Origin of the sequence: Roseofilum capinflatum BLCC-M114 (assembly GCF_030068505.1) — a bacterium.
In the GTDB taxonomy this organism is placed as follows: Bacteria; Cyanobacteriota; Cyanobacteriia; order Cyanobacteriales; family Desertifilaceae; genus Roseofilum; species Roseofilum capinflatum.
In genome coordinates, this window is sequence record NZ_JAQOSO010000101.1 from 17,931 (window position 1) to 36,345 (window position 18,415).

Annotated in this window: 17 protein-coding genes and 1 tRNA gene; 6 read left to right on the top strand and 12 right to left on the bottom strand. The window is 47.7% G+C overall.

Features of this window, described 5'->3' with window-relative positions; all coding sequences use genetic code 11:
- Positions 1-12: 12 nt before the first annotated feature.
- Positions 13-891 (top strand): peptide chain release factor N(5)-glutamine methyltransferase, encoded by an 879-nt coding sequence (gene prmC / locus PMG25_RS19115; protein ID WP_283768492.1) that lies wholly within the window; start codon positions 13-15, stop codon positions 889-891.
- 192 nt (positions 892-1,083) lie between these two features.
- Here the strand turns inward: prmC and PMG25_RS19120 are convergent.
- Positions 1,084-1,164: transfer RNA gene (locus tag PMG25_RS19120), tRNA-Leu, on the bottom strand.
- A gap of 152 nt (positions 1,165-1,316) precedes the next feature.
- On the opposite strand from PMG25_RS19120, the gene accC reads away from it, so the two are divergent.
- Positions 1,317-2,660, top strand: coding sequence for an acetyl-CoA carboxylase biotin carboxylase subunit (gene accC / locus PMG25_RS19125; protein ID WP_283768493.1), 1,344 nt, complete (start codon positions 1,317-1,319; stop codon positions 2,658-2,660).
- A 226-nt stretch (positions 2,661-2,886) separates the two neighbouring features.
- Here accC and PMG25_RS19130 read toward each other — a convergent pair whose 3' ends face one another.
- From PMG25_RS19130 to bfr (PMG25_RS19155), 6 genes are all read right to left on the bottom strand, one after another.
- Positions 2,887-4,815, bottom strand: a complete 1,929-nt coding sequence (locus tag PMG25_RS19130; protein WP_283768494.1) for a PKD domain-containing protein — start codon at positions 4,813-4,815, stop codon at positions 2,887-2,889.
- A gap of 488 nt (positions 4,816-5,303) precedes the next feature.
- Positions 5,304-5,588: a YggT family protein gene (locus PMG25_RS19135; protein WP_283768495.1), complete on the bottom strand. Its 285-nt coding sequence runs from the start codon at positions 5,586-5,588 to the stop codon at positions 5,304-5,306.
- A 178-nt stretch (positions 5,589-5,766) separates the two neighbouring features.
- Positions 5,767-7,944 (bottom strand): putative baseplate assembly protein, encoded by a 2,178-nt coding sequence (locus PMG25_RS19140; protein ID WP_283768496.1) that lies wholly within the window; start codon positions 7,942-7,944, stop codon positions 5,767-5,769.
- Between the two features lie 38 nt (positions 7,945-7,982).
- Complete coding sequence (locus PMG25_RS19145) at positions 7,983-8,897, bottom strand: ABC transporter substrate-binding protein (RefSeq protein ID WP_283768497.1); 915 nt, start codon at positions 8,895-8,897, stop codon at positions 7,983-7,985.
- Between the two features lie 13 nt (positions 8,898-8,910).
- Positions 8,911-9,378 (bottom strand): bacterioferritin, encoded by a 468-nt coding sequence (gene bfr, locus PMG25_RS19150; RefSeq protein ID WP_283768498.1) that lies wholly within the window; start codon positions 9,376-9,378, stop codon positions 8,911-8,913.
- Between the two features lie 69 nt (positions 9,379-9,447).
- Positions 9,448-9,912 carry a bacterioferritin gene (gene bfr, locus PMG25_RS19155; RefSeq protein ID WP_283768499.1) on the bottom strand — a complete coding sequence of 155 codons (465 nt, stop codon included), beginning with the start codon at positions 9,910-9,912 and terminating at the stop codon, positions 9,448-9,450.
- A 192-nt stretch (positions 9,913-10,104) separates the two neighbouring features.
- Here bfr (PMG25_RS19155) and PMG25_RS19160 point away from each other — a divergent pair, with 192 nt between their 5' ends.
- Entirely contained in the window at positions 10,105-10,347 is a 243-nt protein-coding gene (locus PMG25_RS19160; RefSeq protein ID WP_283768500.1) for a (2Fe-2S)-binding protein, read from the top strand.
- Between the two features lie 57 nt (positions 10,348-10,404).
- Here the strand turns inward: PMG25_RS19160 and PMG25_RS19165 are convergent, their stop codons facing one another.
- From PMG25_RS19165 to PMG25_RS19180, 4 genes are all read right to left on the bottom strand, one after another.
- Entirely contained in the window at positions 10,405-11,238 is an 834-nt protein-coding gene (locus PMG25_RS19165; RefSeq protein WP_283768501.1) for an inositol monophosphatase family protein, read from the bottom strand.
- A gap of 41 nt (positions 11,239-11,279) precedes the next feature.
- The gene (locus tag PMG25_RS19170) at positions 11,280-12,323 is read right to left on the bottom strand and encodes a glucokinase (protein WP_283768502.1); all 1,044 of its coding nucleotides are present in this window, start codon (positions 12,321-12,323) and stop codon (positions 11,280-11,282) included.
- Position 12,324: 1 nt separating this feature from the next.
- Positions 12,325-12,972: a histidine phosphatase family protein gene (locus PMG25_RS19175; protein WP_283768503.1), complete on the bottom strand. Its 648-nt coding sequence runs from the start codon at positions 12,970-12,972 to the stop codon at positions 12,325-12,327.
- A 78-nt stretch (positions 12,973-13,050) separates the two neighbouring features.
- A complete protein-coding gene (locus tag PMG25_RS19180) occupies positions 13,051-14,319 on the bottom strand; it encodes a GGDEF domain-containing protein (RefSeq protein WP_283768504.1) in 1,269 nt (422 codons plus the stop codon).
- Positions 14,320-14,610: 291 nt separating this feature from the next.
- Here PMG25_RS19180 and PMG25_RS19185 point away from each other — a divergent pair, with 291 nt between their 5' ends.
- Positions 14,611-16,056, top strand: coding sequence for an FkbM family methyltransferase (locus PMG25_RS19185; RefSeq protein ID WP_283768505.1), 1,446 nt, complete (start codon positions 14,611-14,613; stop codon positions 16,054-16,056).
- A gap of 107 nt (positions 16,057-16,163) precedes the next feature.
- Here the strand turns inward: PMG25_RS19185 and PMG25_RS19190 are convergent, their stop codons facing one another.
- Complete coding sequence (locus PMG25_RS19190; RefSeq protein ID WP_283768506.1) at positions 16,164-16,562, bottom strand: hypothetical protein; 399 nt, start codon at positions 16,560-16,562, stop codon at positions 16,164-16,166.
- A 119-nt stretch (positions 16,563-16,681) separates the two neighbouring features.
- On the opposite strand from PMG25_RS19190, the gene PMG25_RS19195 reads away from it, so the two are divergent.
- Both PMG25_RS19195 and pyrC read left to right on the top strand, forming a co-directional pair.
- Positions 16,682-17,305: a class I SAM-dependent methyltransferase gene (locus PMG25_RS19195; RefSeq protein WP_283768507.1), complete on the top strand. Its 624-nt coding sequence runs from the start codon at positions 16,682-16,684 to the stop codon at positions 17,303-17,305.
- A 21-nt stretch (positions 17,306-17,326) separates the two neighbouring features.
- On the top strand, positions 17,327-18,355 hold the full coding sequence (gene pyrC, locus PMG25_RS19200) for a dihydroorotase (protein WP_283768508.1): 1,029 nt from the start codon (positions 17,327-17,329) through the stop codon (positions 18,353-18,355).
- Positions 18,356-18,415 lie beyond the last annotated feature (60 nt).

Sequence of the window (18,415 nt, forward strand, 5' to 3'; positions counted from 1 at the left end):
AACTCGTGAGCGATGGTTTCGGGATTAGAGTTGGCAGCTTGGCGAAAACAGGCACAGCAAGAGGCGATCGCCGCTAATATTCCGCCGTCTGAGGTGGATGGGTTGCTGCGATCGCTCTCTAGTCTCGATTCTCTCAGTTTACGCCTAGAGTCGTTTAAGTCGGTTCCCGATATCCCTTTGGCTCGTCCTTGGTTGGAAATTAAGCAACTCTGGCAACAGCGCCTTGACTCTAGGGTTCCCCTCCAGTATTTGATTGGGGAATTAAGTTGGCGAAATTTTAAGTTACAGGTGGCTCCAGGGGTGTTAATTCCCCGTCCAGAAACGGAACTGGTGATTGATTTGGTATTGGCTTCTGATGTAGCGCAAAGGGGTGGAAATTGGGCAGATTTGGGTACAGGAAGCGGGGCGATCGCGATCGGGTTAGCCCACGCTTTCCCCCACATTACGGTTCATGCAGTCGATCGCAGTTTAGAAGCATTGGCGATCGCCCGCAGAAATGCCGCTAACTCTCCCTTTAGCGATCGCATTCAGTTTTATCAGGGCGACTGGTTCACTCCCCTAGAACACCTCAAAGGGCAACTGATCGCCATGGTTGCCAACCCTCCCTACATTCCCACAGCCTTAATTGACGAGTTACAACCGGAAGTCGCCCACCATGAACCCCATCTTGCCCTCAATGGTGGCTCAGACGGCTTAGACTGTATTCGTACCCTCGTTAACTCTGCTCCTGACTATTTGCAACCCGGAGGGTTATGGCTGGTGGAAATGATGGCTGGACAAGCCGAAGAAGTACAACAATTACTCATCGATAATGGCAATTATCACCCGATTCAAATCCACAAGGACTTAGCCGGAATCGAACGCTTCGCCCTGGCTTACCGGCGATCGTGAGATAGGGATACAGCGCTTCGCGCTAGGCAAAAGGCAAGAGGCAAAAGGCAAAAGTCTTGTTGCAAAAGGTTTTGATCTCTCAACCCTGTATTCCATAACAGAGCAAAGTGCTGTATCTGCCTGTAGGGGCGAACGGCCGTTCGCCCCTACAATCATTGTGATTGATAATGGCGATATTGATTATGCTATTCATGCGGATGGCGAGACTCGAACTCGCAAGGACAAGCCACACGCCCCTCAAACGTGCGCGTATACCAATTCCGCCACATCCGCTTGCAACTGGTGAGGATCTCTCACAGTTTTCCATAGTAGCATAACTGAGAGCATAAGTAAACGGCGATCGCACCCATGAGAAAAAAAGATCTTCCAGAAAGGCCCCCAAACCTCCTATTCTAACTGCATATATCACGCTCAAAAACTTGAAGATGACCTTTTCAAAAATCCTGATTGCCAACCGAGGAGAGATTGCCCTTCGCATCCTCCGCACCTGTGAAGAACTCGGCATTGCCACCGTTGCCGTTCATTCCACCATCGATCGCCATGCCCTCCATGTACAATTAGCCGATGAAGCCGTTTGTATTGGAGAAGCCAACAGCAACAAAAGCTATCTCAACATTCCCAACATTATCGCCGCCGCCCTCACCCGAAACGCCACCGCCATTCATCCCGGCTATGGCTTTCTAGCCGAAAATGCCAAATTTGCCGAAATTTGCGCCGATCACCAAATTACCTTCATTGGCCCCACCCCAGAAGCCATGATCGCCATGGGGGATAAATCCACCGCCAAAGCCACCATGCAAAAAGCCAAAGTCCCCACCGTCCCCGGTAGTGACGGACTCTTAACCGATGAAAGACAAGCCATTTCCGTCGCTCGTGACATTGGCTATCCCGTCATGCTCAAAGCCACGGCTGGCGGAGGAGGACGGGGAATGCGCCTCGTTCGGGAAGAGAGTCAACTGATTAAACTCTTCCGAGCCGCCCAAGGAGAAGCCGAAGCCGCCTTTGGCAATGCGGGGGTTTACCTAGAAAAATTTATTGAAAACCCCCGCCATATCGAATTCCAAATTTTAGCCGACTCCTACGGTAACGTCATCCACCTAGGGGAGCGGGAATGCTCGATTCAAAGACGACATCAAAAACTTTTAGAAGAATCTCCTAGCCCCGCCTTAACGCCCAAACTCCGGCAAAAAATGGGAGAAGCAGCCATTAAAGCCGCTCGTTCGATTAACTACACTGGAGCCGGAACCATCGAGTTTTTACTAGATAAATCGGGAAATTTCTACTTCATGGAAATGAACACCCGGATTCAAGTCGAACATCCAGTTACAGAAATGGTCACCGGACTCGATTTGATTGCCGAACAAATTCGCATTGCCCAAGGGGAAAAATTATCCTTAAATCAAAAAGAGGTTCAACTCAAAGGTCATGCGATCGAATGCCGAGTAAACGCCGAAGATCCCGATCATAATTTCCGTCCTAATCCTGGCCGGATCAGTGGCTATCTAGTTCCTGGAGGCCCCGGTGTGCGGTTTGATTCCCATGTCTATACTGATTACGAAATTCCCCCCTATTATGATTCTCTGATTGGCAAACTGATTGTTTGGGGAGCAGACCGAGACAGTGCCATCCGTCGCATGAGACGCGCTCTACAAGAATGTGCCATTACCGGTGTACCCACCACGATTGGATTTCACCAGAAAATTCTGGAAACTCCAGCGTTTTTAGAAGGAAATGTGTACACCAATTTTATTGAACAGCACTTTGGTTAAACAACAGTTAAACAACAGGTTAGATGGTATTGATGACTGCATTCATCACCCGTAGGGGCGGGTTTTACCCATATATAAAATACCCACCAATAACCTCTATAAACCCGCCCTTACACCACCCATCAACGCAAATTAATCACCATTTATCGAGGGGATGGGGCGGGTTTACAATATTGATTTGTGGGTATCCTAGATTTGGGTATAACCCGCCCCTACAATATCAACTTTAATGCCGTTTCAACAGGGAACCTACCGCACCAACTGCTAAAAGTCCCAAAATTGCTGAAGGTTCGGGTACTTTTTTACATGCAGAACTGGTATCAGTAACAGCAGTTGCACAGACATCCGGTTTCCAACTGGTGGAAATATAGGAATACTTTTGCCCACCACCGGGTTTATTGGCAACATCAACTTGACTATAAAGCGTCACAGGGTTGCCCAAGAAGTCGATAAAATCCCCCGTGGGAGCAACGCCTTGACTGGGAACCGCACTCCAATGATTGAAAATATCATTAGGCGCAACTTCTACCTGGTTATTGAGTAAATCTGCACCATAGAATACCCCATCTGTAGAAGGATTCGTTATCCCACTAAACCTAGTTGTTCGCCCTGGGAAGAGACCATCAAGCATATAGTTAGCATCACCTTGAAACTGGTAATGATCAGTACCGATCAAAATCCCTCCTCCCCGTGTAGCCAGTTCATACACCTGATTAGCAGTAAAGTTACCCAAGGAGTTGTTTATTCCAGGAAAATCAGTTTCTGGCGTATGTGGATAACTACGGATGGTTAGACTTCCATCGAGCATTAAATTCGATTTCTGAGTGTAATGCTGTTTTAACGCTTCCTGATCTGCTGAATCAAATGGGAAAACAGGATTGTAAGGAGGAGCATATGCAGTATCTAAAACGACAACATCATAGTTATTAGAGGCTAAATGGGCTTCCAGTCCTCCAGGGGTGATGTGGGAAATATATGTGGTATTAAAGATATCTCCACCGCCAAAGTCATCCAGGAAATCAGGAATTTCTTGACGAACTTCCCATCCAAGTCCAGGCTTCCAGAATATTGTATCCCACCACAAGACGGAAAATTGAGGAGCGACAGGTTCTCCTTTAACAGTGGTTTGGAATATGTATTTCCATTCAATAATATTATCCGGATTGCTGTCATCAATTACGGTTAACCAAGAATCATAAACCCCTGGAGTCCCGTAACTCCATTGAATCTCACCTTCAAGACCTTCATAGTCAGTTTCTCCATCATCATTGAAATCCCAGTGAAATTTCAACTTGTCCGGAATTCTCGTCCCGTAATCTAGAGCCTGGAAATCAAAGACTTCACCCTCTTCAACAATCAGCTCTAGGCCCGTTTGTTCAAGAACCGGTTCTTCGGGTTGAATCTCAACACCAGAAATGAGAAACTCGTAATCATTAAAATCCCAATCGGCTTGTGGACATGGCTCTAGAGGATTATTGCAATCTAGATTCAATGCTCCCCGATAAAACACATCTTCAAAACCGACTCGCGCTATCCCTGGTGCTTCATAGCGTACCCTGGCATGGGGAACGGATAAGAAAGTATCAATATCGGTCTGAATTTGATCGCGAAAGGGATTGTCATACCCAGGAAAAAGACTAGCATTCGCGTTTGGGTCACCGGTCGAATAGAAAACCTGCCCTACTTCTTGTGAAGGAGTGGTTTGTAAAGCAAATATTAGCTCTTCTCCAGGGTCAAACCCAGGACTAACAAAGCCTCCTGCAAACATAGGAGTTGGAAATGGAAAAACTCCATACATGAAAAGTTCGGCGTTTCCACTATTCATCAGAGTCGCTTCTTGAGCCATCTGAGGAGAGAGTTGCAACTCTTCTGGAATTTGGTCACAGAAGTAAGCTCGTTCTATAAATTGAATCCAAGCCGACTTATTCTCACAAAGATTGGTGGGAGGAGGCGCAGGGTTGGGATCGTATGGCTCATTGATGAGATGGATAAAAATTTCGTCACCATTGGCATAAAGCGATTTGCCGATACCAATGTTCTCCAGAAACTCTTGACTCTTGAGAAGGGTGAAGGCTTGAGTGGGAGCGCTGAAGGCAGTCAGAGAAAGTACGGAGGCTAGAGCGGTAGTCAGGGGTAGATGGAGTGAGTTTTGCATGGTTTTGTCCCAATGATGGTAGAGGAGGCGAGGGGGCCTCTATATGGATCTCTGTTTTTTCGGGCGATTTTTATGCAAAATCTCAGATATTGTAATAAAATTTTACATTTGCTAGAGGAAATCAGATCGGTTTCATATCAAGTCCGGGTCATTAATGACGCTATAGCTCTAAGGTGGGCAGGGAAATAAGCCATTGATTCAACTGTGATGACTCTTACCCTGCCCACCCTACTGGATCGGCAAGCTTAATTTTGTGGGCAACGCGATCGCTGTAATTTATTCCATTAGTAAATTGTAGCACATAGCTTACCCATGATTTTAAGCTTGCCGGTCCACTACTGGACCGGCAAGCTTAAAATTGGGGGTAAGAGTGTAGGTTGGGTTGAGGAACGAAACCCAACACCCGTCTGACGAAAGTTGGGTTTCACTTCGTTCAACCCAACCTACAGTTTTAAGCTTGCCGGTCCACTACCAAGGGAGATCTTTCCTTAGAGCATCATTTTCAACAGACCTTGCTGGCCGATGAGCAATTCTCGGATCAGAGAGCAAATGCCCACCCAGATAATGGGGGTAATATCGACACCGCCCAAGGGGGGGACGATTTTGCGTAGGGGACTTAAAAAGGGTTCGGTGGGCCAAGCAATGACATTAAAGGGAAAACGGTTGAGATCGATTTGAGGATACCAGGTGAGGACAATCCGGAAAATGAATAACAAGGTCATGATTGCCAGGGTGATTCCTAAGATTAAACTGATCAGGCTCAGGGTGGTCATCTGATTTCCTTTATCCCTTATGGTGTGACATCTAATTATTTAGTTCAATTGTACAACTAGCGTGAAAAATAGTTTTCCTATTACTGATTACCTGTTACCTATTACCGCGCGAAGCGCTGTATTACCCTTCTGCCGAGCGAAGCGCTATATTCTCCTGCCTACTCTACTAGATGCTGTATCAATCGATGATGTTGATCGTGTGATTCGATCGCAGATTTGGATCGGCCCAGGAGCAAATCAGACCGGTGGGGCCGGGATCTACCAGGGGGACGGGTTGGCTTCTGATCCATTGGCCCGCCGGGGATAGGCGCAGTTCAAAGAGTTGCACGGCTCCTAAACGACGAATACCGGGGACTTGTTGCAACAGGGCGATCGCATCGGAAATATAAGCCGGTTGACCCAGGGGCCAGCCGTTCCCCCCTGGGCCGCCCGTGAGAGGGTTAAAGAAGCGATACAGGGTCACATTCAGGGCGTGGAGTATCTCCGTTTGCGCTTCTGGAGTGCGATAGGCTGGGTCTAGGGCGACTTCGGTTTGTACGGAGAGTCCCACATAGTCGGGTTCTAAAAGTTCTACCTGTACACCGAGTAAGCGCCGTTCATCTAAATAGGCCATGAGCTTGCGATGCAAGGGAGGACTGAGGCGGAACTGTTCGGGAGGGATACCGACTCCCTGTTCGATCGCCTGTCGGTTCGAGTCGGGAACCACTAAAAGCTGCACGCTTCCCGGTTTTTTGGGGTCGGTGGGTAAGCAGGTGGCACGGGCGATCGCCCCATCTCCTCCTAAAATGGTCAGCGATTCAAAGTCTTCTGGAGTCACAGCCCGATCGCGGGTTCGCAACATTTGCGGCACGCGCATGGCGGCTTGTTCAATGGTTTCCGCTTCCGTTCCATTACGAGCAGGGATCAGGTTGACCACATTGGCGACATAGGGAACCGCAGATTTTAGGGTATTCAAGCTGCGCGGTTCCACATTCCCCCGCAGACCTCCCCCCGTGCGATAGCGGCTCATTTGCACAGTTGCCCCCCTGGGGGGAATGGCTCCATATTGGTGTTCCATGCTCGGAGGTTGGATCAGGGGGCGATCCTGTCCCCGTTGCAGAATGGCGCGGATATCTTTGGCTTGTTTGAGTTGGGCGGGTTCCCGGATCAGGGGGCCAAACTGGAGCGTACCGGTGAGGGAGTCAATCAGATAATGGCGATCGCTAGGACTAGACTGAGAAAAATCACGGACTTCTTCCCACCGTTGGGGGGTTTCCCCTGGAGGCGTAACGATCAGATATTCGTCTTCTTGGCGATCTAGAATGGGCGATCGCCGCAGTTGGAAGATTTGCCCCGGTTCCCCATTACTATTTCCGAGTAGGTCATTTTCGATCAGTTCGCATTGGGTCGCTTCCGTGGTTCCACCGATCGCCTTTACGCCAATGCCGATGATTTGCGGCGATCGCGTGTAAGCCGCTTGAGTCAGGCGCGGAGTCGCATACACACAGCGCAACCAGCGCCCCTGATAGGCGGTAAATTGGGCGATCGGGAACGTTAAGGGTAAATGTAGCGTAATATCCACACCCTGCAAGGGATTCCCCCCCCGTTGGGCAATATCGGCAAAGCTAAAGCCTTGGGTTTCGTCGTCGGACTCTTCCAGCAGTACCGGCTGCCAATACTGACCATTCCAGGCTTCCCACCGTCGCGGGGGGTCGGTGGGGTCAATGCCGGTGGGAGTGGCTTCTTGGCCTTTGAACGTGAGGATAATTACATTACCGTCCAAGGGTTCCTGGCCGTCGAAGACCAGATAGAAACAATTCCCCGGTTGCGGTTGGGCGTTAAATACTGGCAGTTCCGGCCCTGACCATTCCCCAGTGGGGGTGAGGTTCCAGAGGTTGGTGAAGCGATCGCGTAAAATTTGTGGCGTTTCCTCGATCTGGTCAGCTCCCAGAAAATGGTTAATTTGGGGATTACCGATGGTTAAGGGGCGATCGGTACTAAACACAATCGGTTCGAGCCTAGGGTTGCGTTCCGTCGCCACCTCAATCCCCGCCGGTATCGTATAAGACTCCGGCAAATCCGACACCAAATAAAACGTCAATTCCGTAGTGGCTGGATTCGGCGGCTCTAAGCGAATACCGAGCAATTCCAAGAATAAAATATAATTGCGCCGAGGCAGTTGATTAAACCGCAGCAGCATTTGATGGGTTAACCAGGCAAACAGTTCAATCATCGTAATGCCTGGATCGCTGGGGTTATGATTCGTCCACTCCGGACAATAGCGGGGAATTCTCAGCAAACACTCTTCGATCAAGTCCTGATATTCTCGGTCATCTAAATTCGCTTTCGGTAATTTCGGTAAGAAGTCAAAAACCATAATCGAATCCTGTCTGCAAGCATTCTGGTCAATTTAGTTTAACCCTCAACGGGGCGAAGTTTTAGCAGTGCTTCACTGGCACGGCGAATCGAATCGATGGTTCCTGGATTAATTAAACCGTAGTAGTCAAAGACATAGACTTGTTCTGTTTTAACGGCTTTGAGTTCTGACCAAAATCCCTGGGATTTGAACTCGCTTAAGGGAGATTGACCACCAAACTGAATCACAATCAGAATATCGGGATCGATTTGTAATATTTTTTCTGGGGAAAGGGTAATATAGCCACTAATGGGAGCATTTCCCTGTAGGTTAGCGGTTACATTCTCAAAGTTGAAGCGGTTTAAAAAATCCCCAGACCAGCTATTTTTATTGGGCGATAGGATGGGCTGGGTACTGGCTAGAATTAAGGTGGCTGGACTAGGGGAGGTGGAGGGAGGGAGTAAGGTTTGATATTGGCTTAAAAGGGGTTGAGGGTCAACATTAATCGCTGAGGCGATCGCCTCCGTTAAGGCTTCTAAGCTCTCCCAACTCTCTAAAGCGGCTAAATAGGTCTCAATATTCAGCTCCGCTAACCGAGCGGCAATTTGATCGTGAAACCCCGTTGCTCCAATGACTAAATCAGGCTTCAGGGCAATAATTTTCTCTAAACTTGGTGCAGTTTGTCCCTGACTGACGGCAGGGATCTGGGAAAACCGGGGGTCATTCTCTAGCAAGGGACTGCCAGGAATCCCCACTAATTTGGAAGCGTCTAACCGGTGCAAAATATCCGCAGAAAGAGAGGTTAAGGCAACCACTCGCTCTACGCTTTCTGTTCTGATTTCTTCTGGAGAACGAAGGGCTGTTTCTTCTGGGGTAGCCATTTGGGGTTGAGTACAGGCGAATAGACTCCAACTCAGGCAGATGGCTAAACTGACTCTGAACCAGCGAGTATACTTGCGCCTGTTGCTCAACATGACTCGATCGCTCCTACATCTGAGATTGCAGATAATTTTGCAACCCAATTTTCTCAATCAATCCCAATTGTTTCTCTAACCAGTAGGCGTGATCTTCTTCCGTATCGGCTAGAATCACTTTTAAGATTTCGCGAGTTTGATAATCTTGCTGGGTTTCGCAAACGGCGATCGCCTCTTTCAAATCTCCAACCACCTTATACTCCAAATCTAAATCGCTTTGCAGCATCTCTGGCACAGTCGAGCCAATATTCAGCCCCTCCTGTTGGGATAGATCTGGGGTAGTTTCTAGAAACAATAACCGCTTAATAATTGCATCTGCATGTTGCGTTTCTTCCTGCATTTCATGATCGATGCGCTCATAGAGCTTATTCAATCCCCAATCGTCATACATACGAGAATGGGTAAAATACTGATCCCGTGCGGCGAGTTCACTTCTAAGCAGTTTTTGCAGTTGGGCAATAACTTGATCGTTCCCTTTCATCTTTTAATTCTCACTCAATCCTTTAACTGATTCTTTTCTCATCGATACCCCCTAGAAAGGGGAACGTCCTTACATCATTGATTGCAAGTAATTTTCTAAGCCTGAATTTTCGATCAGCCATTGTTGGGATTCGAGCCAATCAATGGACTCTTCGATATCTTCTAGAATTTCTTCTAGCATATCCCGACTAATATAATCCTGAACCGATTCGCACAGTTGAATCGACCGTTGCAGATCTGCACGTATTTCTTGGTACATAGTCAGATCGTTTTGCAACACTTCGGGCACGGTTTCACCGATCAGCAGTTTCCCTAAATCTTGCAGATTGGGTAAACCTTCCAGAAATAAAGTCCGCTCAATCAGCTTATCGGCATGTTTCATCGCTGAAATCGATGCCTTATACACTTTATCGTTGAGCTGATGAAGTCCCCAGTTTTTGCAGATTCTGGCATGGAGAAAAAACTGGTTAATTGCCGTCAATTGAAGCTTGAGAGCTGCATTTAATTGGGTTTTAACATTGGGATCACCCTGCATTCGTGTTCTCCTAACTGATTGATTGCTCTTCGATCCACAGCAGGTCTGGGTTTCGAGCTGTCTTCGCTAATCCTACTTGACTTCTTAGGGGCTGTCAATGCATAATAGGAACTGTTACTTGAGAATTGTTTTCATTAACTTAATCTTAAGTTAAGCAAGTATTACTCAATCTTGTGGAGGCAGTGAACCTGGATGTACATTTGTATCTGTCATGCAGTTACAGACCGTGAAATTCGCAAGGCGGTCGCCCAAGGAGCCTGTTCTGTCGATATGGTCTGCGATCGCCTGAAAGTCTCCAGTAGTTGTGGCCGTTGTCGGGAACATGCCCATCAACTGGTGGAGGAAGCGATAGCGGAACATCAAGCTCCTGTGGAAATTACGTCTATTGCTCGTCAACCTCAAGAGGTCTATGGCGATCGCCGTAAAGCTTCTTAAAAATGGTTCACCATTTGTTGCACTTAAATCTTAATAAGAAAATAACCTTCAATTTGCCTATTGAGTAAGAGTAACTATCCAGGGTTGGAATATCTCCAGCCATTGGGAGCGACTCACCACTAGGGTAGGATAGAGAGAGTGATGATACTCTTGGCCCGGTATCAAGGGAAACGGAGTCGCATCGGTTAAGGGAACCCAGACTGCCCCAGCAGCATGGGCGATCGCCCAAACTGCGGCAATATCCCAAATTTTCGGAGTCGCTTCTACCCCCCCAATGGCAATTCCAGCCGCCACGGTCAGCATATTGTAGGTGGCTGCACCAAGCATCCGGATTTTACAGGGAAACGGGCCGCGATCGGCTTGCAAAATCGATGTGCTGCGAGCGCAGAGATTAAAGAAATGATTCCCACTGGGGCGATCTTCTGTCGGAGTAATGGGGCGATCGTTCAAAAAAGCGCCCACTGGATGGCCGTTGAGTTCTGGGGGAGCATTCCTAAACCCATAAAACGAGTGACGAATGGGGGGAAAATAGACATAGCCAAAGACTGGAGTCCCTTCATACAGTAAGGCCATAGAAATCCCCCACAGGGGAACCCCGCGCGTAAAATTAGTCGTACCATCAATCGGATCGACAATCCAACACCAAGGGGTATCGGGAAATCGTTTGGCGGTTTCCTCAGTTAACACCCCATGGTGGGGAAATTGGGCTAATATTCGCTCTTGCAGTTGGCCATCAGCCCATCGATCCGCTTGCGTCACCAAGGAACCGTCGGCCTTTTCTTGTCCCTGCACCTGACCAAACTGTTTGAGAAGTTCTTCTCCCACCTCCTGAGTGGTGACTTGCGCGAACTCCAATACTTGTTTCCACAGGGGATAATCAGTTAACTCCATAATTACTCAGCCAGAATGGGGAATGGGGATTGAAGATTGGCCTAGGCTTGGGCAGCACAAAGGGCAGCGCCGATCAAGCCCACTTCCTGATTGGTAACAATATGGATGGGAATCTGTTGGAGGAGTCTAGACATCCGGCCTTTATTCAGGAAGGCTTGTAAAAACTTGCCATCGGTCATCAGGGATAAGTTTTTGGCAGCCACTCCTCCAGCAATATAAAGCCCTCCGTAGGGGAGTAACTTGAGGGCGAGATTTCCCGCTTCTGCGCCATAAGCCTCGATAAAGATATTCATGGTTTCTTCACTGAGGCGATCGCTCTTTTGCTGGGCCGATCGAGAGATCACAGCGGCCGGATCGATCGCTGTCTCAGTATTCTCTTTACCCATCTGGGACTTCCAGGTTTTAAACACCTGGATTAACTCGCTAGATTCTTCAGCCCATTGGCGATCGCGCAAAAACTGGTAAATCGCCACAATTCCCATCCCAGAAACCACCCGCTCTACCGAGACCCGCTCCCATTGGTATTTCTCCAATAAATAGTGCAATAAATCCGACTCTAGAAGATTGCGAGGTGCAAAATCGGTATGACCGCCTTCGCAAGAAAACACCTGATAGTTTCCCTGAGCATCGGGAGTCAAAAAGCCTTCTCCTAAACCCGTACCTGCACCAATCACGGCGATCGGCGCTTGGGCTTGGGCTTGGGCTTCCTGTAGACAGTAGAGATCGTCTTGGCCAAGTCCCAAAACTCCATAACCCACCGCCGCAAAATCATTAATCAGGCTCACCTGTTGTAGATGTAACTCTTCTTGCAGGCGATCGCCCTGGAGATGCCAGATCAGATTCGTTAATTTCGCTTCATTCTGCTCCACCGGGCCGGCGATCGCAAAACAAGCCCGTTCTGGATATCCCCGATCTTTTCCCTCTTCCTGCAAAAACTGATTCACGATCGGAACCAAATCCCCAAACTCCTGACTGGGATAACTCTGCTGGGCCAAAACCTGCAACGGTTGCCCCTCTGAAGACTGTTCCACCAGTCTGAGGATGGTTTTCGTACCGCCAATGTCACCCGCTAATAATACCGTCATCTTAATTAAACCGAACTCTACTTTCACGAGAACTTAAATGGGAAGTATCCCCATTTAACTCCATAATCGAGCGATCGCCCTCCTTAACCACCTTAACCAGAGCGCATAACGAAGCCTTCACATCGGATTGAGTCACCCCGTCCACCAATCCCATGGCCATTCCTAACACAGACGCGCCATGGCCGACAAACAACAAATCCTCATTCGGAAACCGATCCACTAACGCTCGGATCGTTTGTCCTGCACGAGCAAAACATTGGGCCTCAGTTTCGGGATAGGAAGGCTTTCCCTGAATAGGAAGCTCTGGATCGATACGCGGAAACTGAGCAGCCAATTCTGATAATGACCGAGTTTCCGGCATGTGGGTCATCCACTCTGGATTTAACCACTCTCCCAACCCCCAATGCAAGCCTACCGGTAAATCCAGAATCTCCGCCACGCCATGGGCCGTTTGCACCGTTCGCAGAAAAGGGGAGGCAAAAATCCGGGTAATACCTTCTGATTGTAAGCGATGAGCTAATTCCTGAACTTGAATCAAGCCATCTTCGGATAAGGGCGGATCATAACGGCGCTCTGCCGTATTAAACCACTCTGGATTCACAAAATCCAGGCGGTTAGCATGTCGTGCAATCCAAATCGTTTGAGTCATGATTTCAATTAAAAATTAAACTTAAAAATTACAGGTCAACGTCTATTTTGGTATCCGTAGCCTCCCTATCTCCTAGGTTTACGAAGAAGTTTGATCGAAAGAACCTGAAGCATAATCATCTAAGTCAGCACTATTTTCTAACCGTAACCCCTGGGGGGTTTTGACGATGATATTATCACCTCCCAAGGCTTGAGCCTCGGCTAGAGCTTCTCCAGCCGTGACAATTAAGGTAACTTCAGTATCATCATTGCGAGGGACAACACTACTGACTCCTAAGCTAACGGTAATATAGGGACTGATGGGGGAATTCGGATGCACTAATTTGAGGCTACTGATCTCTGAGTGGATATAGGTCGCCACTTGCATGGCTCCTTCTACATTCGTTTGAGGTAATAAAATGGCAAACATTTCTCCCCGATAGCGAGCCACCATATCGGCTGGACGTTTAACCACCGAGCAAATGGCCTCGGCGATCGTTTTTAAGCATTCATTACTGGTTTGGGAACCGTAGCTATAGACGTAGGGCTTAAAATAATCGACTCGGCAGACAATCAAGGATAGGGGTTTTAAGTCCCGTTTCATCCGTCGCCATTCATGTTCAATATATTCGTTAAAGCGGCGGCGGTTAGGCAGTTGGGTGAGGCGATCGAGAAGAGTCAGATTTTTAACTTGTTTGTTGACTGATTCGAGTTCTTGACGAGTTGCCCATTCTAGATGAGAGAGTCGCTCATATTGATAAATAATGAAATAACAGACTAGGGCAATCATGGCCAAAAAGAGAAATGATTCTACTGTAATGTCATGGGATAAGTCACTGGGAGGCAAGCGAAAAATCCAGCGATTCAGGCAAAAATAGACAATGACAACCGTTTGAGAAATGATATGAATCAGCCAAAAGACAGGAATGGCGGTGGCTTGCATGACAAACATAACCAGCCACATTTCTGGATTAAATTCGGAAACTCCAGCAACGGTTCCCAAAATCTGGGGTAATAGGGTGACTGACCATGATAATCCCAGGAAAAGGAGGCTAGGATGACGGCGACCAAATTGGGTTTTTTGTAATCCCCAACAGCCTAAAAGGGCAAATAAGCTGGTGATGCGAGCGCCCAGGAGTTGACTGGCAAATTGCTCTCCATGGAGAATGGCTTCAAATAAGGCTAAGGCAAAAACTCCACCCAGGGTAATCCAGATGGTTGGCTGAAGACGGGCGAGGATCTGGAATTGTTGCCATCCAGGTTCAATGCGTGAGTTGATACGCGAGTTCATTTCCCCAGGGTTTTTGCGGTCTTCTGAGGAGGCTGAGTCGGTGTAAGAAGATGGTTTTGGCTTAGATCCCTGATTCATGGTTTTAGGCTATCCGATCGCCATTTCCGTAAGGGAAGCTTGAATCGGTTTTTCGATAGTTTACATTAAGCTAGGTTCCCAGGTACAGGCTCGATTAACTCAGTTGATGCATCCCCAATCTTGAACTGGATGGGTCGTGGGTTGGCTGGGGGGTGAGGCCGAGCCAATTCCGGGTTCTGCTATACCTGTGGTTTGAAGGTGTCCCTAGAGCAATAGGTCATAGATTACAATTTTAGCTGAAAGGTTGTTCTCTCTGACGAATTTGAGAACAGGATGTGTTTAGGTTTCGATATGGTAAATCTTAATCAAGAATTTCAACAGGCTTATCAGTACCAGCAACAGGGAAATTGGGACGCTGCTCGCCAGGGATATGAAGGGGTTTTAGAGCGTGACCCCCAACATATTAGTAGCCAGGTGAATTTAGGCGTTTTATATAAAAGACAGGGTGAGTATGAGAAAGCGGCCCGGTTATATGAACAGGTGTTGCAACAAAAACCGAATCATGTGATTGCACATTATAATTTGGCGTTGGTCTATGAGCTACAGGGACGGTTATCAGAGGCGGTGCGCCATTATAGCCATGGGTTGTTGTTTCAACCGACCGATGAAAATTTAGGGAAACATCTTCAGCAGGCCTTGGTTGCGCTAGGCTTGTTTAAGAGCGATCGCCCCTTATATGAGCAAGCCTTGCATCAAGTTTCCCTCAGTTTGCCGTCTTTGAGCGAGTTGATTGAGTTTTTGCGCCGGGAAGAGTATTTGGAGGTGGCGATCGCCCTTTTGCAGGTGGCGATCGAGCAATACCCTGAGCGATCGGGACTCTATTCTCTCTCCGGTGGTATTTATAATCAGATGGGCAATTATGCTGAGGCCATGAAATGCTTTAAACAGGCGATTGAACGCTCTCCTGAAGATCCGAATTCTATTCAATATTTAGGGATTACCTTAGCAAAACAACAGCAATGGGAAGCCGCTCAATCCTATCTGCAACAGGCATTGAGTCTTGCACCGAATTTGCGTAAAGCCAGGCGATGGCTCAATTTTGTTAATCTTTTGTGTGGCGATCACCCTCAAGTTGAGTTTGTCAACCACAATCAGGTGATTCAATTCCAGATTACGGGTAAAAATCTGGATGTGGAATTAACCCAGGTGAACGATCGCCAGTTCTACGAGCAGCCCGAACTCGATTTTATTCAGCAGACGCTCAAGGGGCGATCGGCGATCGTCGATGTGGGCGCAAATTCCGGTAACCACCTGGTTTATTTTGCCAAAATCTTAGGAGCAGAAACCGTCATTCCCATTGAATTTCAACCCGATATTATTGAAGCCCTCAAAACCAATATTGCCCTGAATCAAATCACCAACGTAGACCTCTCTAAATTAGGCTATGCCGTCGGCAAAACCCCCGGTCGCGCCCAACTGCAAAACCATCCCACCGGCGATCTCTGTTTAACCGAACTCAAGGAAGATACCAACGGAAGTGTAGAAATTTTACCCCTCGATCGGCTCATCACCTCTAGTATTGATTTCATTAAAATGGATGTGCAAGGATTAGAAATAGAAGTCTTAGAAGGGGCGGAAGGACTATTGCGGCAATTTCAACCCGATGGACTCATTGAAGTCACCAAAAGAAATCAACCGAGTTTTTTCAGCTTTTTGGAGCGCCTAAACTATACAATACTCAAAGAGTTTCGAGAATGGAATTACAGCAACTTTTATATTCAGCCTAGGGTTCAGTAAGATTGACCTACAGCACTTTGCGCTCTCTATGGCGGATATTTTGATCCCCCTTTCATGTCCGCTTGCGGAAAATCCCTCTTTTCAAGAGGGAGGGGAAACAAGATGAACTATTTCTTCAACCACAGCAGTAGGGCAAAAATAGCGAGAAGCAAGGCTTCAGTTGCTAAGAGTCCATTCAAGGTTTGGGTGTCTTCAGGTTGGAGAATAAACTGCGATCGCCAAATCGTATAGGGTACAAATTGCAGTAAGATGATCCCACCGAAGATGAGGAACACTGACCAAGCTAAACCCCGCCAGAGGGCGATCGCCCCTACAATATTAAAAATCAACAGGGCAACATCCATCCCTCGCCACAGTAGGGGTGTAGATAACCAGGGAGTCCCCGTTAACCCGACGATGTTGCCGATGTGAACGGTGGCTCCGTAGAGCAGAACTAACGCCAGAAACTTAGCATAACCAGCCGTCCAAGGATAGCTCAAGGCTGTATTCAGTGTCTCAGGAATCATGATTTTCAACCTCTCTAACTCAATCGAGTTTATAATTATGCCCGTGAACATTCACAGTATTTCAACGTTTTCCGGGGTTCCCGGTTGTGTAAAATTATTGCATACAGGAGAAATGAACCATGGCACAATCAACCCAATTTTGGGACAAGATCGCCGAGGGTTATGCCAAACAACCGATCGCCGATGAAGCCTCCTATCAGAAGAAACTGCAAGTCACCCGTGACTATTTTCGCCCCGATATGGAAGTGTTGGAAATTGGCTGCGGTACGGGTTCAACGGCTCTGATTCATGCTCCCTATGTCAAACAAATTCGCGCTATTGACTTTTCGGCTCAGATGATTGCGATCGCCCAAGAAAAAGCCGCCAATCAAAACATTACCAATGTCACCTTTGAACAAGCCAGCATTGACGACTTAAATATTCCCCCCCAAACCTTGGATATGGTCTTGGGTTTAAGTATTTTACATCTCCTAGAAGATAAAGAAGCTACTATTGCCCAAGTTTATCAGATGCTTAAACCTGGCGGACTGTTTGTCACCAGCACAAGTTGCCTCGGAGATTCCATGTTCTGGTTTAAGCTCATTGTTCCCCTATGCAGAATGTTGGGCTTTTTGCCTTTAGTTAAAATTTTTACAATTAAAGAGTTAACAGAAAGCTTAACGAATGCTGGATTAACTATCGATTACCAATGGCAACCCAGCAAAAATAAAGCGGTTTTTATAGTCGCTAAAAAACCCAATTAGGATTCATTTCTAGACAACCTGATGCAACACCTTACCCTCACTCGACCTGATGATTGGCATCTCCATCTGCGCGATGGTGATGCGCTCAAAGCCGTTTTACCCCATACGGTGCGACAGTTTGCCCGTGGGATTATTATGCCCAATTTGAAGCCCCCAGTGCGATCGCTCGCCGATGCTGCGGCTTATCGCGATCGCATTCTGGCAGCCATTCCAGAGGGTCAACAGTTCGAGCCACTCATGACCCTCTATCTCACTGATAATACTAGGCCAGAAGAGATCTTCAAAGCGAAGGATGCGGGGTTTGTGAAAGCCGTCAAATATTACCCCTCTGGTGCGACAACCCATTCAGAATTCGGGGTTACAGATATTAGTCGGTGCGATCGCGTCTTTGAAACCATGGAACAAGTCAACTTGCCTCTATTGCTCCATGGAGAAGTCACCGATCCAGACGTGGATATCTTCGATCGCGAAAAAGTCTTCATTGAGAAACATTTAATTCCCCTCAGACAGCGCTTTCCCCAACTGCGCGTCGTCCTCGAACACATCACCACCTCCGATGCCGTCGAATATGTCCTCAATACTGACAACATCGGCGCAACTCTTACTCCCCAACACCTCCTCTTTAACCGCAATCGCATCTTCAAAGGCGGTATTAACCCTCACTTTTATTGTCTGCCCATCTTGAAACGAGAAACCCATCGTCAAGCTCTCCTCAAAGCCGCCACCTCCGGCAATCCCAAATTTTTCCTCGGCACAGATAGCGCCCCCCATACCCGCACCAGTAAAGAAAATGCCTGTGGTTGTGCCGGTTGTTTTTCTGCCCTCCATGCCCTAGAATTGTACGCAGAAGCCTTTGAAAGTGTGAAGGCCCTGGATAAACTAGAAGCCTTCGCTAGTTTCTACGGGCCAGATTTTTATCAACTTCCCCGCAATACCGAACAGATTACCTTGACTAAAACCAGTTGGCGCATCCCCGATGAAGTCCCCTTTACCGAATCAGGGTTAGTTCCTCTACGCGCAGGACAGGAGATGACCTGGAAAATGGCTTGAGGTTACAGCACTTTGGGCTTTGCGGATAGGTTCATATCGCCCGCAGTCCCAAACGCGCGG

Excerpts from the sequence above, each read along its gene's own strand:
- prmC (WP_283768492.1), top strand. The coding sequence starts at position 13 with ATGGTTTCGGGATTAGAGTTGGCAGCTTGGCGAAAACAGGCACAGCAA.
- accC (WP_283768493.1), top strand. The coding sequence starts at position 1,317 with ATGACCTTTTCAAAAATCCTGATTGCCAACCGAGGAGAGATTGCCCTT.
- PMG25_RS19130 (WP_283768494.1), bottom strand. The coding sequence starts at position 4,815 with ATGCAAAACTCACTCCATCTACCCCTGACTACCGCTCTAGCCTCCGTA.
- PMG25_RS19135 (WP_283768495.1), bottom strand. The coding sequence starts at position 5,588 with ATGACCACCCTGAGCCTGATCAGTTTAATCTTAGGAATCACCCTGGCA.
- PMG25_RS19140 (WP_283768496.1), bottom strand. The coding sequence starts at position 7,944 with ATGGTTTTTGACTTCTTACCGAAATTACCGAAAGCGAATTTAGATGAC.
- PMG25_RS19145 (WP_283768497.1), bottom strand. The coding sequence starts at position 8,897 with ATGTTGAGCAACAGGCGCAAGTATACTCGCTGGTTCAGAGTCAGTTTA.
- bfr (WP_283768498.1), bottom strand. The coding sequence starts at position 9,378 with ATGAAAGGGAACGATCAAGTTATTGCCCAACTGCAAAAACTGCTTAGA.
- bfr (WP_283768499.1), bottom strand. The coding sequence starts at position 9,912 with ATGCAGGGTGATCCCAATGTTAAAACCCAATTAAATGCAGCTCTCAAG.
- PMG25_RS19160 (WP_283768500.1), top strand. The coding sequence starts at position 10,105 with ATGTACATTTGTATCTGTCATGCAGTTACAGACCGTGAAATTCGCAAG.
- PMG25_RS19165 (WP_283768501.1), bottom strand. The coding sequence starts at position 11,238 with ATGGAGTTAACTGATTATCCCCTGTGGAAACAAGTATTGGAGTTCGCG.
- PMG25_RS19170 (WP_283768502.1), bottom strand. The coding sequence starts at position 12,323 with ATGACGGTATTATTAGCGGGTGACATTGGCGGTACGAAAACCATCCTC.
- PMG25_RS19175 (WP_283768503.1), bottom strand. The coding sequence starts at position 12,972 with ATGACTCAAACGATTTGGATTGCACGACATGCTAACCGCCTGGATTTT.
- PMG25_RS19180 (WP_283768504.1), bottom strand. The coding sequence starts at position 14,319 with ATGAATCAGGGATCTAAGCCAAAACCATCTTCTTACACCGACTCAGCC.
- PMG25_RS19185 (WP_283768505.1), top strand. The coding sequence starts at position 14,611 with ATGGTAAATCTTAATCAAGAATTTCAACAGGCTTATCAGTACCAGCAA.
- PMG25_RS19190 (WP_283768506.1), bottom strand. The coding sequence starts at position 16,562 with ATGATTCCTGAGACACTGAATACAGCCTTGAGCTATCCTTGGACGGCT.
- PMG25_RS19195 (WP_283768507.1), top strand. The coding sequence starts at position 16,682 with ATGGCACAATCAACCCAATTTTGGGACAAGATCGCCGAGGGTTATGCC.
- pyrC (WP_283768508.1), top strand. The coding sequence starts at position 17,327 with ATGCAACACCTTACCCTCACTCGACCTGATGATTGGCATCTCCATCTG.